This window comes from Arthrobacter sp. E1SS-5 (assembly GCF_057073715.1).
The window spans coordinates 1,708,571-1,723,750 of record NZ_CP172703.1 but is presented as its reverse complement, the minus strand read 5'-3'; the positions used below and the strand labels follow the sequence as shown (position 1 = coordinate 1,723,750).

At 66.0% G+C, this 15,180-nt stretch carries 11 protein-coding genes; 6 read left to right on the top strand and 5 right to left on the bottom strand.

Annotated features, from left to right (window positions below):
• The first annotated feature begins 203 nt into the window (after positions 1-203).
• Both ACIGJD_RS07945 and ACIGJD_RS07940 read left to right on the top strand, forming a co-directional pair.
• A complete protein-coding gene (locus tag ACIGJD_RS07945) occupies positions 204-587 on the top strand; it encodes a BlaI/MecI/CopY family transcriptional regulator (protein WP_142134261.1) in 384 nt (127 codons plus the stop codon).
• A gap of 6 nt (positions 588-593) precedes the next feature.
• Entirely contained in the window at positions 594-1,586 is a 993-nt protein-coding gene (locus ACIGJD_RS07940; RefSeq protein WP_483689039.1) for a M56 family metallopeptidase, read from the top strand.
• A 10-nt stretch (positions 1,587-1,596) separates the two neighbouring features.
• Here the strand turns inward: ACIGJD_RS07940 and ACIGJD_RS07935 are convergent, their stop codons facing one another.
• Positions 1,597-3,705: a DNA gyrase/topoisomerase IV subunit B gene (locus tag ACIGJD_RS07935; RefSeq protein ID WP_483689038.1), complete on the bottom strand. Its 2,109-nt coding sequence runs from the start codon at positions 3,703-3,705 to the stop codon at positions 1,597-1,599.
• Between the two features lie 256 nt (positions 3,706-3,961).
• Between ACIGJD_RS07935 and ACIGJD_RS07930 the strand changes: the two genes are divergently transcribed.
• Positions 3,962-4,183: a DUF7455 domain-containing protein gene (locus ACIGJD_RS07930; protein ID WP_013600696.1), complete on the top strand. Its 222-nt coding sequence runs from the start codon at positions 3,962-3,964 to the stop codon at positions 4,181-4,183.
• Positions 4,184-4,374: 191 nt separating this feature from the next.
• Here the strand turns inward: ACIGJD_RS07930 and ACIGJD_RS07925 are convergent, their stop codons facing one another.
• The 4 genes from ACIGJD_RS07925 to ACIGJD_RS07910 all read right to left on the bottom strand — a co-directional run bounded on the left by ACIGJD_RS07925 (position 4,375) and on the right by ACIGJD_RS07910 (position 9,779).
• Complete coding sequence (locus ACIGJD_RS07925) at positions 4,375-5,682, bottom strand: RNA polymerase sigma factor (RefSeq protein WP_483689037.1); 1,308 nt, start codon at positions 5,680-5,682, stop codon at positions 4,375-4,377.
• 328 nt (positions 5,683-6,010) lie between these two features.
• The gene (locus ACIGJD_RS07920; protein WP_483689036.1) at positions 6,011-7,318 is read right to left on the bottom strand and encodes a DUF4192 family protein; all 1,308 of its coding nucleotides are present in this window, start codon (positions 7,316-7,318) and stop codon (positions 6,011-6,013) included.
• Between the two features lie 124 nt (positions 7,319-7,442).
• Complete coding sequence (locus ACIGJD_RS07915; RefSeq protein WP_483689035.1) at positions 7,443-8,789, bottom strand: MFS transporter; 1,347 nt, start codon at positions 8,787-8,789, stop codon at positions 7,443-7,445.
• A 51-nt stretch (positions 8,790-8,840) separates the two neighbouring features.
• Positions 8,841-9,779: a proteasome assembly chaperone family protein gene (locus tag ACIGJD_RS07910; protein ID WP_142134273.1), complete on the bottom strand. Its 939-nt coding sequence runs from the start codon at positions 9,777-9,779 to the stop codon at positions 8,841-8,843.
• A 256-nt stretch (positions 9,780-10,035) separates the two neighbouring features.
• On the opposite strand from ACIGJD_RS07910, the gene ACIGJD_RS07905 reads away from it, so the two are divergent.
• The 3 genes from ACIGJD_RS07905 to sucB all read left to right on the top strand — a co-directional run bounded on the left by ACIGJD_RS07905 (position 10,036) and on the right by sucB (position 15,086).
• Complete coding sequence (locus ACIGJD_RS07905) at positions 10,036-11,559, top strand: leucyl aminopeptidase (RefSeq protein ID WP_483689034.1); 1,524 nt, start codon at positions 10,036-10,038, stop codon at positions 11,557-11,559.
• Positions 11,560-11,813: 254 nt separating this feature from the next.
• Positions 11,814-13,199 carry a dihydrolipoyl dehydrogenase gene (gene lpdA / locus ACIGJD_RS07900; RefSeq protein WP_483689033.1) on the top strand — a complete coding sequence of 462 codons (1,386 nt, stop codon included), beginning with the start codon at positions 11,814-11,816 and terminating at the stop codon, positions 13,197-13,199.
• 114 nt (positions 13,200-13,313) lie between these two features.
• Entirely contained in the window at positions 13,314-15,086 is a 1,773-nt protein-coding gene (sucB, locus tag ACIGJD_RS07895; protein ID WP_483689032.1) for a 2-oxoglutarate dehydrogenase, E2 component, dihydrolipoamide succinyltransferase, read from the top strand.
• Positions 15,087-15,180: the final 94 nt, after the last annotated feature.

The following is a 15,180-nucleotide window of genomic DNA, read 5'->3' as shown; positions in this document are numbered from 1 at the left end:
CAAAGTGTAGAACATCCTCGAGGGCGGACGGAAACTTCCTGCCCTCCCCTAGGATCCCGCGTCGGGGCGCGGCGCGCCAGATGTTCTACCCGATGTAGAAGGTTGGGCATTTTCGGGGTAAATTTAGTTGTGTAGTTGAACAACCGCGTGACGTCACCGGGCACCCTACGGCGCACGGTGCGGGGAAATAAAGGAAAAGTGACATGGCGAGTCTTGGTGAACTGGAACGGGCAGTGATGGACCTGCTCTGGGCGGGCCAGGAAGCGGCTACGGCCAATACCCTGAGGGACCAGCTGGCGCGCACGTCGGCGGCGCAGGGCGGCCCTGGCCACGAAGGCAAGGAACTGGCCGTCACCACGGTGCTTACCGTACTTTCCCGCCTGGAGAAGAAGGGCCTGGTTGAGCGCGAACGCGGCACCCGCCCCCACCGCTACCAGGCAGTGTCCAGCCGTGCAGACCACACCGCAGAGCTCATGCACGAGGTCCTGGGATCAGCCCCGGACCGCGAGGCCGTCCTGGCCCGCTTCATCGGCTCGGTGTCCGAAGGTGAAGCCGAGACGCTGCGCAAACTGCTGGGCCGCGTCTAGCACACCATGTTCTGGGCCTCATACCTGCTGGCGGTCCTTGCGATAATCCTGGCGTGGCCGGTGCCGATCCTCCTGTCACGGGCCCAATGGCCGGCCAGGTCGCCGTTCACGGCCATGCTGCTGTGGCAGGCGATCGCGCTTGCAGGCGGGCTCTCGATGATCGGCGCCATGCTGGTCTACGGCCTGGAACCCATCGGCGACAACCTCATCGCAGGCCTACGCGGCCTTGCCGGCATGGTGCTCTTCAACGCCCCCACCACGGCACTCGGGTTCTGGCACATCTTTGCCCTGTCCACTGCTGCCCTCCTCACCGTCCATCTGGTGTTCACCCTGCTGCTGACGTACTACAAGATTCAGCGGCAGCGGCGCAGGCACCGCGAAATGCTTGCCCTGCTGGCCTCACCCTCCGGCCAGGACGCCGGGACCCTGGTCATCAGCCACGACTCCCCCGTGGCGTACTGCCTTCCCGGCGGCGCGCGTTCGGTAACAGTCCTTTCGGACGGCCTGATGGCGGCCCTCGAACCGGCAGAACTTCGGGCCGTCCTGATTCACGAGAACGCCCACCTGAGCCAGCGGCACCACCTCCTGCTCTGGGCCTTCGCCGCTTGGCGGCAGGCCCTCCCGTGGCTGCCCACCACCCGGCTCGCCCAGGAATCCGTGAACTCCCTGATCGAGATGCTGGCCGATGACGTCGCCCTGCGGACCGAGAGCAAAGCCACCCTCATCAAGGCCATCGCCATCGTGGCAAGCGGTTCAGCCACGGAGTCAGGCGCCGGTGGCGTCCGGCCGTCCTCGCCCACGCTGGCCCTGTCCGGGCTTGAGGCGTCCTCCGGCGGAACCGGCTCGGACGCTGTCCGTACCGCAGCTTCCCGCGTCAGCCGGCTCCTGACGCCCCAGCCTCCGCTTCCTTCCGCCATCCGCAGCGCCGTCCTGGCAGGCAGCGTCCTGCTGCTTGCGCTGCCCACCGCGCTCCTGGTGGTTCCCGGACTGCTCGGCTGACCCGCCGCCGTCAGGCGTCGATGCGTTCCCGATCCAGGCTGGACGCCCCGGCGATGATGAAGTCCTTGCGCGGGGAGACATCCGAGCCCATCAGCAAGTCGAAGATCTCCTCCGCCTGCTGCGCATTTTCGATCCCCACCTTGCGCAGGGTGCGGTGCCGTGGGTCCATGGTGGTTTCGGCCAGCTGCTCGGCGTCCATTTCCCCCAGGCCCTTGTACCGCTGGATCGGTTCCTTGTACCGCTTGCCCTCCTTGGCCAGGCGGGCCAGCAGCACATGCAGTTCGGCTTCCGAGTAGGTGTAGATCATCTCGTTGGCCTTTTGCCCGGCGTTGATCACCTCTACGCGGTGCAGCGGGGGCACCGCGGCGAACACCCTGCCTTCGAGGATCATGGGCCGCATGTAGCGGAAAAAAAGCGTCAGCAGCAGGGTCCGGATGTGGGCGCCGTCAACGTCGGCGTCCGTCATCAGGATCACCTTGCCGTAGCGGGCGGCGCTGATGTCGAAGCTGCGCCCGGAGCCGGCGCCGACCACCTGGATGAGGGCTGCACATTCGGCGTTGGAGAGCATGTCCCCCACCGATGCCTTCTGTACGTTGAGGATCTTGCCTCGGATGGGCAGCAGGGCCTGGAAGTCTGAGGAGCGGGCCAGCTTGGCTGTGCCCAGCGCGGAGTCACCTTCCACGATGAACAGTTCCGAGCGTTCGACGTCGTCCGTCCGGCAGTCGGCGAGCTTGGTGGGCATGGAGGAGGTTTCCAGCGCATTCTTGCGCCGCTGGGTCTCCTTGTGCACACGCGCCGAGATGCGGGATTTCATCTCGTTGACGATCTTTTCCAGCAGCAGCGCGGACTGCGCTTTGTCATTGCGGTTGCTGGCGGACAGTTTGGCGGAGATTTCCTTTTCCACCACGCGGGCCACGATGGCGCGGACGGCGCTGGTGCCCAAGATTTCCTTGGTCTGGCCTTCGAACTGGGGTTCCGCGAGCCGGACGGTCAGCACCGCCGTCAGGCCGGCGAAGATGTCATCCTTTTCGATCTTGTCGTTGCCGGCCTTCAGTTTGCGGGCGTTGGCCTCCACCGCCTTGCGGAAGGTCTTGATCAGCGCCTGTTCGAACCCCGACTGGTGCGTGCCGCCCTTGGGGGTGGCAATGATGTTCACGAAGCTCCGGACGGTGCTGTCGTAGCCGATGCCCCAGCGGAGCGCTACGTCCACCTCGCAGTCACGCTCAACTTCGGCCAGCTGGCTGTGGCCGCGTTCGTCGAGGACCGGGACGGTCTCCTTGAACTTCCCGGAGCCGTGCAGCCGCCACACATCGGTGACGGCAGGATCGGCGGCGAGGAACTCGACGAACTCGGAAATGCCGCCGTCGTGGTGGAAGACCTCCTCGTGGGGGCCTGCTTCACCGGGCGTCCCGGCGAGCCTGCGCTCATCCCGCACGGTGAGCTTGAGGCCGGGCACCAGGAAGGAGGTCTGGCGGGCCCGGGCCACGAGGTCCTCGTAGGAGAACCTGGCATCGGGCGTGAAAATCTGCCGGTCCGCCCAGTAGCGGATCCTGGTGCCGGTGACGCCGCGCTTGGCCTTGCCCACCACATCCAGGACGGAGTCGTTGACGAACGGCGTGAACGGCGCGGCCGGGTCCAGCCGGGAACCGGTGTCCTTGAAGCGGCCGGGTTCACCACGGCGGAAGGACATCCGGTAGGTCTTGCCGCCGCGGTCCACCTCGACGTCCAGGCGGGAGGACAGGGCGTTGACCACCGAGGCGCCCACGCCGTGGAGGCCGCCCGAGGCGGTGTAGGAACCGCCGCCGAACTTGCCGCCGGCGTGCAGCTTGGTGAAGACAACCTCGACGCCGGTAAGTCCCGTCTTGGGCTCCTTGTCGATCGGGATGCCGCGGCCGTCGTCGTGGATCTCCACGGAGTTGTCCGCATGGAGGATGATGCGGATGTCGTGGCCGAATCCGGCCAGGGCCTCGTCCACGGAGTTGTCGATAATTTCCCAGAGGCAGTGCATGAGGCCGCGCGAGTCGGTTGAGCCGATATACATGCCCGGGCGTTTGCGGACGGCCTCGAGGCCTTCCAGGACGGAAAGGTGCCGGGCGGTGTACTCAGAGCTTGGTGCCACTGGTAAAGAACTCCTTCAGGGACGTGGATGCGGTGCCGGGACCGCACCTTCTAGGGTAGTGGGCTGCGGCGGCAGGAGCCGTTTGCCACACCCGCCGGCGGTTGTGCGGCCTGCCACCAGTGTCCGTGACGGGCGGAACTTGGCCTTTCTTGACTGAACCTTGCGGATACGCGCACAGCGAACTTGCCCCATCCTTGCGATGGTTTGGATACGAATGCTGGTTATATAGATGTACTGATCTACTAAGGAGGCCGATATGACAACAGCAGTGGCAGACCGCACACTCAACGCACTCGACCGGTGCGACCGTTGCGGAGCCCAGGCATATGTGCGGGTTGTACTCGAGTCCTCCGGCGGTGAGCTGCTGTTCTGCGGCCACCACGCCCGTGCAGTCGAGGCAACGCTCAAGCCCTTGAGCTCCGACTGGCACGATGAGACGGGAAAGCTTCACGAGAAAGCTGCCGTGGAAATCGACTAGATGAGGCATCGGTAACAACAAACCCTGCGGGGCTCTTCCACAACGGAAGGGCCCCGCAGGCGTTTAATGGCACGCCGCCCGGAAATCCCACGGTGAAGATGCAGCACAAAACCAGGGGCCGCGCCGGAGCCACCCGAAGGTGGTCCCGGCGCGGCCCCTGGAGGTGCGTGCGGTTATGTTGTCCGGTGGACCTAGTCCAGGTAGTCCCGCAGGACCTGCGACCTGGAGGGGTGGCGAAGCTTGGACATGGTCTTTGATTCGATCTGGCGGATCCGCTCGCGGGTGACGCCATAGACCTTGCCGATTTCGTCTAAAGTCTTCGGCTGTCCGTCAGTCAGGCCGAACCGCATGGCAACCACGCCGGCTTCACGTTCGGAGAGGGTGTCCAGCACGGAGTGCAGCTGCTCCTGCAGGAGGGTGAAGCTCACGGCGTCAGCCGGAACAACAGCCTCGGAGTCCTCGATCAGGTCACCGAACTCTGAATCGCCGTCCTCACCGAGGGGCGTGTGCAGCGAAATGGGTTCGCGGCCGTACTTCTGGACCTCGACCACCTTTTCGGGGGTCATGTCCAGCTCCAGTGCCAGTTCTTCAGGCGTGGGTTCGCGGCCCAGGTCCTGCAGCATCTGGCGCTGGACGCGTGCCAGCTTGTTGATGACTTCAACCATGTGCACCGGGATACGGATGGTGCGGGCCTGGTCGGCCATGGCGCGGGTGATCGCCTGGCGGATCCACCAGGTGGCGTAGGTGGAGAACTTGAAGCCCTTGGTGTAGTCGAACTTCTCCACGGCGCGGATCAAGCCCAGGTTGCCTTCCTGGATCAGGTCCAGGAACAGCATGCCGCGGCCGGTGTAGCGCTTGGCCAGTGAGACCACCAGGCGGAGGTTGGCTTCCAGCAGGTGGTTCTTGGCGCGCTTGCCGTCGTGGATGATGAATTCGAGTTCGCGCTTGTACTTCGGATCCATGGAGCCGTCGTCAGCAGCGATCTTTTCCTCGGCGAACAGCCCGGCTTCGATCCGCAGCGCAAGGTCGACTTCCTGCTCGGCGTTGAGCAGTGCCACCTTACCGATCTGCTTCAAATAGTCCTTGACGGGGTCGGCCGTGGCGCCGGCAGACATGACCTGCTGCACGGGGGCATCGTCATCATCTGCGTCGGAGTAGACAAAGCCCTTGCCGCTGCCCACTGCACCCTTGACGGGATCGGCGTCGGTATCGGCATCCTCTACTGCGTCCGGCCCTTCGAGGACGTCGAGGTCTTCCTCAACGTCCTCAACCTCGTCGGCGTCAACGGCGGACTTTCCTGCAGCCTCTGCTGCAGCCTTGGCGCCAGGCTTGGGCCCACGCTTCTTGGGCTCGCGCTTGCCGTCCGCTGGAGCCGCGCCGGCCGAAGCCTTGTTGGCTGCCCGCGTAGCTGCCCGCTTGGCATTGGTCGCGGCCTGCTTCTCCTCAGGGGACAAGACATCCTGGGCGGCGGAATCCTTCTTCGTGGAAGACGGGGTCACAGAAAACCTTTCTAGCGGTGGTCTGTGGAATCACCATACGGGCAACACCACTATGACCCTGTCAAGTCCGTGATGAAAACCAAGCGCCACCACGGCCGGCAGAGTCACTTAAGACAACTCCCGGAGCAGCTGTATTGTTCCCTCGCGGGGACCGCTACAAGCACTCGATACACGGACCCAACCGGGTCTCGGCATCCATTGTCTCATGATTTGCCCGGATCCGGCCTCCCCCGCTTCGATCCAGTCCCGCCACCTGCTGAAGGTCTTGCCCGTGCCGGGCGGCATATCCTGCTCCTTCTCTGGCCGCCGCGCCCCACAGCTGCCACTTTCACCCGGCAGGGTCCTCCCCGAACTTCTGCCAGGCGGCCTCCTTGCGGGCCGCCCAACCGCTGAGTGTTCCCCTGCCTACGAGATCCAGCAGAAGTTCCGCGAGCCGGTATTCCGGCTCCAGCTCGAGGGCCTGCCCCAGGTAGGCAGCAGCGTAGGAACCGCGGCCCCGGCACCACGCCACCCAGCCGCGCATGGTCAGCGCCGCGGCAGCAGCCTGCCCTCCCGGCACAGCCAATTGCCCGAGGACCCGGTCCAGCGCTTCCAGGCCTGCCCAGTCGGGGACGCCGGGCGCAAGGCCCATGAGCACCTCGCCGTAGCCGGCTGGAACGGACCCAGAGCGGGCCGCGCCATCCGGGGTCCGGCCCGGCGGCCGAAGGGCAGTTGCCCTTCTTCCTGCCATGCCCGTCCCCGGTTTTCCCGCCGGCGAGGCCCGGAGGGGAAATTCGGCCGGCGGGAGCAGCAGCGGCAGCACCACCACGGATTCATCGCCGCCGCCCCCGTCCGGAAAGACATTGAACTGTTCGGCGCCGGCTTCCGCAGCGTTCCTGCCCGCGGCGGCCATCACCATCACGGCGTCCCGCCACGTGGGGACCAGGAGCGTGGCACGAAGAAAGGCGTCCCGCTCAATATCAGGCACCCCGGCATCCGCCGGGGCCCGGTCAAGCAGCATCTGCCAAAAGCCGAGCACGGCGTTGAACTGCGCACGGCTTCGGGACCGCCCGCCCAGCTCCTCTTCCCAGCCTGCCTGTGCTTCAAGGACCGCGGCCAGGTGCATGGCAGGAACCGGCGGTTTCGGCGCACTGCCGGCCCTTGGTGCGGGGCCGACGCTGCTCCCCCGGTAGACCATTTCGGCGTTAAGCATGCTGTCCCGTATCTCCTGCACGGGACGCCCCGGGAGCGGGCAACACGAACCATCGCTGCACAGGGCGTCCCGCCAATAGTCATCGCCCACAAACCACGCAGCACGGACCGGCATCCCGGCCTGGCCCAGGGAACACTGCACTGTGGAGATCAGGAGGTCGTAAGCGCTCGGCGGGACCATTCCGGCGTCACTGGTGAAGACGACCAGCAGCGAGCCGTCGGCATCCTGGTCCGACTCAAGGTAGCGGCGGACGGCACCGGCAAACCCGAAAGGATCGCCCTGCCCGTCAGTTGCCGGAAGGTCAAGCCGCAGCGTGGCGCCAAGCCTGGTGCCGTGGAGGGTCATGGCCACCAGGCTGGAAGCCGGCCAGTACCCCAGGCTGTGTGGAATGAAGCCAAGAATGTCTTCCGGCCCGCGGACTGTTAATCGTTCTGGAGCTGTCATGGCTCCAGCTTTCGCCGCCGGCATTGCCGCGGGCAGGGTCGGGTTCAGCTATGTGGGCAAACAGCCCGGTGGAGGAACAGTGACAAAAGAAGGAACGGTGGCAAAGGGAAGGAACGGGAACGCCTCAGTCGTCGGTGCGCGCCGGCTGGCGGCGGCGCGCCAGGCTTTCCCGGCGCTGCCGGGCCAGGGCGCTGCGCAGCGGCGGCACCACAATCCCCTGCTCCGCCATCTGCCGGCGCACTTTCCGGCGGGAGGCTACGATGGCGGCGGCGCCGAAGGCCAGGAGCAGGAACTGGACGCTCAGGGCCAGCCGGAACGGATCCAAACCGTACAGCACCCCCTGCGAGAACCCGGAGGCGTAGAGGACATCGAGCACCAGGCCGATGAGGAAGATGGACACCAGGGCAGCGATGAAACCGCCAACGTTCACGATCCCGGTGGCAGTGCCGATCCGGTGCGCCGGATTGAAGGTCCGGGCGAAGTCGAAGCCGATCATCGAACCGGGACCACCGATGGCCAGCATCACCACCAGGCCCGCCAGCAGCCACAGCGGAGCCCGCCCGGGCAACAGCAGTACCGCGGCCCAGGCTGCGGCGGTGGCACCGGCGATCAACAGCACCATGGTGGAGCGGCGCAGTGGGTGGCGCGAAACGAAACGCCCAATGAAGGGGCCCGCTGCCATGGCCGCGGCGACGTAGAGCGCCATCAGGGCGGCAACAGTGCCCGCGTCCAGGCCCTGCCCGGAAATCAGGAACGGGTAGCCCCACGTCATGGCAAAAACTGTTCCGCTGAACTGGATGGTGAAGTGGCTCCACATTCCCAGCCGCGTACCGGGTTGGCTCCAGGCGCGGGCCAGCGAGGCCCCGGTTGCCCGAAGCCCCTGCCGGGCGTGCGGCCGCTCGGTGCCAGGGGGCGCATCCTGCAGCAGCAGGACCACCAGTACGACGGCGAGTCCAGACATTCCTGCCAGCATCAGGAAAGCGGGGGTCCAGCCGGACAGGTGCAGGACCGTTGCGAAGGGCAGGACGCTGAACAGCTGCCCCAACTGGCCTGACATGCCGGTCAGCTGGGTGACGAGCGGGACACGGGCAGGGGCAAACCAGAGCGGAATGAGCCGGATGACCGAAATGAAGGTCATGGCGTCGCCGGCTCCCACCAGGACCCGGCCCAGGACTCCCCCGGGGATGCTGTCGGCAAACGCCAACTGCAGCTGCCCCAGCCCCATCAGGAACGCACCGCCGGCGATCATGACGCGCGAACCAAGCCTGTCCACCAGCAGGCCCACGGGAATCTGGAGTCCCGCGTAGACCAGCAGCTGCAGGACCGTGAAAAAGGAGATGGCCGACGCCGTGGCGTGGAAACGTTCGGTAGCCTCAAGGCCCACCACGCCGAACGAGGTCCGTTGCGCCACGGCCACCAGGTACCCGAAAATTCCGATGGTCCAGATAAGCCAGGCGCGGGGTGCAGTCACCATTTCATTATGCCCGGCGGGACGCCGCTTTCCCGGGCGTTGTGACCAGCGCTACTGCCCCGGGTTCTCCCTGGCCAGGTAGGCCTCAACGGCGGCGCCCAGGTCATCGGCGTCCGGAAGCTCATCGTTCTCGTTGGCCAAAAGCGACCTGCGCACGATGCCGTCGGCCTTCTCGTCGTACCGGGTTTCAAGGCGGGACACCACCTGCTGGACTTCCTCCGACGCTTCGATCTGCTCGGCGATCTGGCGGCTGACCTCGCGGCCCGATTCACGGAGCCGGTCGGTGGGCAGCATCAGGGAGGTGGCGGCGCCCAGGTACTCCAGCCCGGCGACGGCGGCGGTGGGGTACTCGGCCTCGGCGAGGTAATGGGGCACGTGGATGACGTAACCGGCCACGTTGCGTCCGGCTTCCACGAGTCGCAGTTCCAGGATGTGGCCGACGGCGGCGGGAACTTCAACAGTGGGCTTCCACACCGAGATGCCTTCGATCAGTTCCGGCCGGTTCCCGTGCACCGTAACCCCAACGGGACGGGTATGGGGCACGGGCATGGGAATGGAGTGGATCCAGGTGACGAGGTTGACGTCCAGCTTCTCCACAATGTTCACCACAGCGCGGGCGAACCGTTCCCACTGCAGGTCCGGTTCGAAGCCGGCCAGGAGGAGGAACGGCTTTCCCAGTCCATCCACCAGCCGGTAAAGGGCCAGCCTGGGCTCCTGGTAATCCTGGATGTGGTCTTCGACGAAGCTCAGGTGCGGGCGCCGTGACCGGTAGTCGATCAGTTGGTCGGCATCGAAGACCGCAACTGGCTGGGCATCGAGGGAGTCCAGCAGTTCTGCGTTGATCTGCTTCACCACGTGGCCGGCATCGGCAAACCCGGTGAAACCCATCACCAGGTTCAGCCCCTGGAGCTCGGGGCTGTGGAACAGCTCAATGTTGCTGGCATAAAGCGCGTCGGGGTCCAGCAGGGAGCCGGAAATCCGTTCAAGCACGGCATGTTCCTTTCAGGGGTGCGGGTGGACATCATTCATAACGCGGCAGGGATACCGGGCATTCCATCGGCCGGTGTGGCGCACCTCTCAGGAAATTCTCCTGCGGCGCCGGCGAAGGGCTACGATCGGAACTGGCCTGCCAGGCGGGCTTGCACGCACCCGGGGACCGTCCAGAACGGCCGGATCCGGGCCACCATGGCAGAGCGCCCAACATGCATCCCTGCCCGAACGTTTCGAGAATTGAGGACTCATCCCTGTGGTCAAGAATACTGAAGTCAACCTTAGTACCGTCGCGCGGGACCTGAAGAAGAACCCCAGTGATGCAGTGGTCATCGGGGTGGGCCAGGGAACCGACGGGCCGGTCCTGTTGGACAACCCCCTGACGGCGAAGTCCGCGGAGGCCCTCGGGGACTCACTCAAGGCGCTGGGCGTCACCGGCGCCGCCGACCAGCTGGTGCGCCTGCCGGGCCTGCCCGAAACCGGGGCCGGCATCCTGGTCCTGGCCGGCGTCGGCAAGGTTCCCGCCACCGGACCGCTCACGGGCGAGTCGCTCCGCCGGGCAGCAGGATCGGCTGTCCGGCAGTTGGCCGGCCTGGCCACGGTCACCCTGGCATTCCCGACGGCGACAGTACAGGACGTCACGGCCGTCGCCGAGGGTGCCGCCCTGGGCGCCTACTCCTTCACCGAGTTCCGGTCCTCCTCCGACGGGCTCAAGGACCCCGTGCGCAATGCGGTCATCTTCACCGAACTGGCCGGCACCCCGGAGCTGGAGGCGGCCCTGAAGCGGGCCGGGCTGGTGGCCAAGGCCGTTAACGCCACCCGGTCCCTGGTCAACACCCCGCCCAGCCACCTGTACCCCGAATCGTTCGCCGAGGCCGCCAAGGACCTGGCCAAGGGCCTGCCTGTCAAGGTCACGGTCTGGGACGAGAAGCGCCTTGAAAAGGAAGGCTTCGGCGGCATCATGGGCGTGGGCAAGGGCTCCACCCGGCAGCCGCGGCTGGTCAAGGTCGAATACTCCCCCGCCAAGGCCACGGCCAAGGTTGCCCTCGTGGGCAAGGGGATCACCTTTGACACCGGCGGAATCTCCCTAAAGCCGGCCCTCAACATGGGCGACATGAAGAGCGACATGGCCGGTGCCGCCGTCGTCCTTAACACTGTCCTGGCCCTCGCCGGCCTGGGCCTGCCGGTCAAGGCGACCGCCTGGCTCTGCATCGCGGAGAACATGCCCGGCGGCGGAGCGTCACGTCCCGCCGATGTCCTGACCATGTTCGGCGGCAAGACGGTGGAGGTCCTCAACACCGACGCCGAGGGCCGCCTGGTCATGGCAGACGGCATCGTCGCCGCCAGCCGCGAATACCCGGACGCCATCATCGACGTCGCAACCCTTACCGGCGCGCAGCTGATCGCGCTGGGCAACCGTACCGCCGGAGTCATGGGCTCGGACAGCGTCACGGGCGCGCTCAAGGCCGCGGCGGACCGCGCCGGCGAGCTGGTGTGGCCGATGCCCCTTCCGGAGGAACTGCGCCCCACGCTCGACTCCCAGGTGGCCGACCTGGCCAACATTGGCGAACGGCACGGCGGAATGATGACCGCCGCTGTGTTCCTTCGCGAGTTCGTGGGTAAGGACAAGGCGGGCGAACAGATCCCCTGGGCGCACATCGATATTGCAGGACCGTCCTTTAACAACGGCAGCCCGTACGGCTACACGCACAAGCAGGGCACCGGCTGCACCGTCCGTACCCTGGTTGCCTACGTGGAGGACATCCTGGCGGCGGCTTAGCAACGGTTGCCGGCCCGGTGCCACGCGGCCCTGCGGCGCAGGTGATTCCTGTGCCACAGGGCCGCGTGACACTGGACACAAGCGCTCCACAAACGCAGTGCCAAGGTGGAGCATGGATAGGTGGTTCGCTAAGGTGAACCACGGTAGTCACAAATGCAAGAGAGTTGCCCTGCTGACATAATCACGGCAGTGCAAGTTCCAAGACCAGATGATGCGCGCTGATCGCGTCATCGTTCACGCGAGGGAGCGTTTTAGTGGCCGATCAGGCAACTGCGCAAGAATTCGACATCCTGGTACTCGGTGGCGGCAGCGGCGGATACGCTGCTGCGCTGCGTGCGGTACAGCTCGGCCTCACCGTCGGCCTCGTGGAGAAGGCCAAGCTGGGTGGCACCTGCCTCCACAACGGCTGCATTCCCACCAAGGCCCTGCTGCACTCCGCAGAGCTGGCCGACCACGCCCGTGATTCCGCCAAGTACGGCGTGAACGTCACCCTCGACGGCATCGACATCAACGCCGTCAACGCGTACAAGGACGGCATCATCGCCGGCAAGTACAAGGGCCTGCAGGGTCTGATCAAGTCCAAGAAGGGCATCACCGTCATCGAGGGTGAAGGCAAGCTGCAGGGCACCGACACCATCGTGGTGAACGGCACCGCCTACAAGGGCAAGAACATTGTCCTGGCCACCGGCTCCTACTCGCGCACCCTTCCCGGCCTGGAGATCGGCGGCAAGGTCATCACGTCCGACCAGGCCCTCACCATGGACTCCATCCCCAAGAGCGCCATCATCCTGGGCGGCGGCGTTATCGGCGTCGAGTTCGCCTCAGTGTGGAAGTCGTTCGGCGTGGACGTGACCATCGTCGAAGGCCTGCCCTCCCTCGTTCCCAACGAGGACGCCACGATCGTCAAGAACTTTGAGCGTGCCTTCAAGAAGCGCGGCATCAAGTTCTCCACCGGCGTCTTCTTCCAGGGCGTCGAGCAGAATGACGACGGCGTCAAGGTCACCCTGGTGGACGGCAAGACCTTCGAAGCCGACCTGCTGCTGGTCGCCGTCGGCCGCGGCCCGGTCACGGCCAACCTGGGCTACGAGGAAGCCGGCGTCACCATCGACCGCGGCTTCGTCATCACCAACGAGCGCCTGCACACCGGCGTGGGCAACATCTACGCCGTGGGTGACATCGTCCCCGGCGTGCAGCTGGCCCACCGCGGCTACCAGCAGGGCATCTTCGTGGCCGAGGAAATTGCCGGCCTGAAGCCTGTAGTGGTCGAGGACATCAACATCCCCAAGGTCACCTACTCCGAACCCGAGATCGCCACCGTCGGCTACACCGAGAAGGCTGCCAAGGAGAAGTTCGGCGAGGACCAGGTGCAGACCCAGGAATACAACCTGGCCGGCAACGGCAAGAGCTCCATCCTCGGCACCTCGGGCCTGATCAAGCTGGTCCGCCAGAAGGACGGCCCCGTGGTGGGCGTCCACATGATCGGCGCCCGCATGGGCGAGCAGGTGGGCGAGGCCCAGCTGATCGTGAACTGGGAAGCCTACCCGGAGGACGTGGCACAGCTGGTGCACGCACACCCCACCCAGAACGAAGCCCTCGGCGAAGCCCACCTGGCACTGGCCGGCAAGCCGCTCCACGGCTGATTTTCGCCGGCATTACCAGGCCCGGCGCACCCGGTCGCGCAGACCGGGTGCACTAGGCTTCCAACAAGGCAGCAACCATTCGCACTAAAGATCAATAAGGAGAACGGGGACGACATGTCTGAATCCGTTAACTTGCCCGCCCTCGGTGAGAGTGTCACCGAAGGAACCGTCACCCGCTGGCTCAAGCAGGTAGGTGACCGGGTAGAGGTGGACGAGCCGCTGCTCGAAGTCTCCACCGACAAAGTAGACACTGAAATCCCCTCTCCTGTAGCTGGCGTGATTGAAGAAATCCTGGTCGCTGAAGATGAGACCGCTGAGGTAGGTGCGCCGCTGGTGCGCATCGGTGACGGCTCCGGCGGCGGTTCTGCCCCCGCAGAAGAAGCCCCCGCTGCTGCTCCCGCCGAAGAGGCACCTGCAGCCGCTCCCGCCCAGGAAGCACCGGCTGAAGCAGCTCCCGCCCAGGAGGCACCTGCCGCAGAAGCACCCGCTGCCGGCGGCGGCGAAAGCCACGAGGTCACCCTCCCCGCACTTGGTGAAAGCGTCACCGAAGGCACCGTCACCCGCTGGCTCAAGGCCGTCGGAGACTCCGTCGAGGTGGACGAGCCGCTGCTGGAAGTTTCCACCGACAAGGTGGACACCGAGATCCCCTCCCCCGTTGCCGGCACCCTGCAGGAAATCCGCGTCAACGAGGACGAGACCGCTGAGGTTGGCTCCGTACTCGCCGTCATTGGCTCGGGCGCTCCCGCTGCCGCGGCTCCGCAGGCTGCACCGGCCGCTCCCCAGCAGGAAGCCCCCAAGCCTGCACCGGCAGAGTCCGCTCCTGCGCAGACCGCTCCCGCCCAGGCCGTTCCTGCCCAGCAGGCCCCCGAGCAGGCTGCACCCCAGGCTGCCCCGGCTCCCGCCGCCCAGGCTCCTGCTGCTCCGGCAGCCCAGGAAGCAGCACCGGCGGGCGGATCCGAGTCCGGCTACGTCACTCCCCTGGTCCGCAAGCTGGCCAACCAGCACGGCGTGGACATCTCCAGCCTCTCCGGCACCGGAGTTGGTGGCCGCATCCGCAAGCAGGATGTCATCGCCGCCGCCGAGGCAAAGGCCGCACCCGCTCCGGCTCCGGCAGCAGCCCCTGCCGCCTCCGCCCCGGCTGCGTCCGGCGCAGCAGCCTCCTCGCTGCGCGGCACCACCCAGAAGGCTCCCCGCATCCGCCAGGTCATCGCCCGGCGCATGCGCGAGTCGCTGGAAATCTCCACCCAGCTGACCCAGGTCCACGAAGTGGACATGACCAAGGTCGCCAAGCTGCGTGCCCGTGCCAAGAACTCGTTCCAGGCCCAGAACGGCACCAAGCTGACCTTCCTGCCCTTCATCGCCAAGGCTGTTGCCGAGGCCCTGAAGCAGCACCCCAAGCTCAACGCTGCCTACGACGAGGAAAAGCAGGAGATCACGTACCACAGCGCCGAGCACCTGGCGATCGCCGTCGACACGGACAAGGGCCTTCTTGTTCCGGTCATCGCGGACGCCGGCAACCTGAACCTTGCCGGCCTGGCCGGCAAGATCGCCGACGTTGCTTCCCGCACCCGCGACGGCAAGATCGGCCCGGACGAACTGTCCGGCGGCACATTCAGCATCACCAACATCGGTTCGGTTGGTGCGCTGTTCGACACCCCGATCATCAACCAGCCGCAGGTTGGCATCCTGGGCACCGGCGCCATCGTCAAGCGTCCCGTGGTGGTTGCTGACGAAAACGGTGACGACTCGATCGCCATCCGCTCCATGATGTACCTGTCCCTGACGTACGACCACCGCCTGGTGGACGGCGCCGACGCAGGCCGGTTCCTCCAGACCCTGAAGGCACGCCTTGAAGAAGGCGCGTTCGAAGCGGACCTGGGACTGTAACCAAAAAAAGTCCAACGACGGCGGCCCCTGCTGCGGGTGGGAAACCTCCCGCAGCAGGGGCCGCCGTCGCGGTTAAACCCGGCGTTCCCGCCAA

Excerpts from the sequence above, each read along its gene's own strand:
- ACIGJD_RS07945 (WP_142134261.1), top strand. The coding sequence starts at position 204 with ATGGCGAGTCTTGGTGAACTGGAACGGGCAGTGATGGACCTGCTCTGG.
- ACIGJD_RS07940 (WP_483689039.1), top strand. The coding sequence starts at position 594 with ATGTTCTGGGCCTCATACCTGCTGGCGGTCCTTGCGATAATCCTGGCG.
- ACIGJD_RS07930 (WP_013600696.1), top strand. The coding sequence starts at position 3,962 with ATGACAACAGCAGTGGCAGACCGCACACTCAACGCACTCGACCGGTGC.
- ACIGJD_RS07920 (WP_483689036.1), bottom strand. The coding sequence starts at position 7,318 with ATGACAGCTCCAGAACGATTAACAGTCCGCGGGCCGGAAGACATTCTT.
- sucB (WP_483689032.1), top strand. The coding sequence starts at position 13,314 with ATGTCTGAATCCGTTAACTTGCCCGCCCTCGGTGAGAGTGTCACCGAA.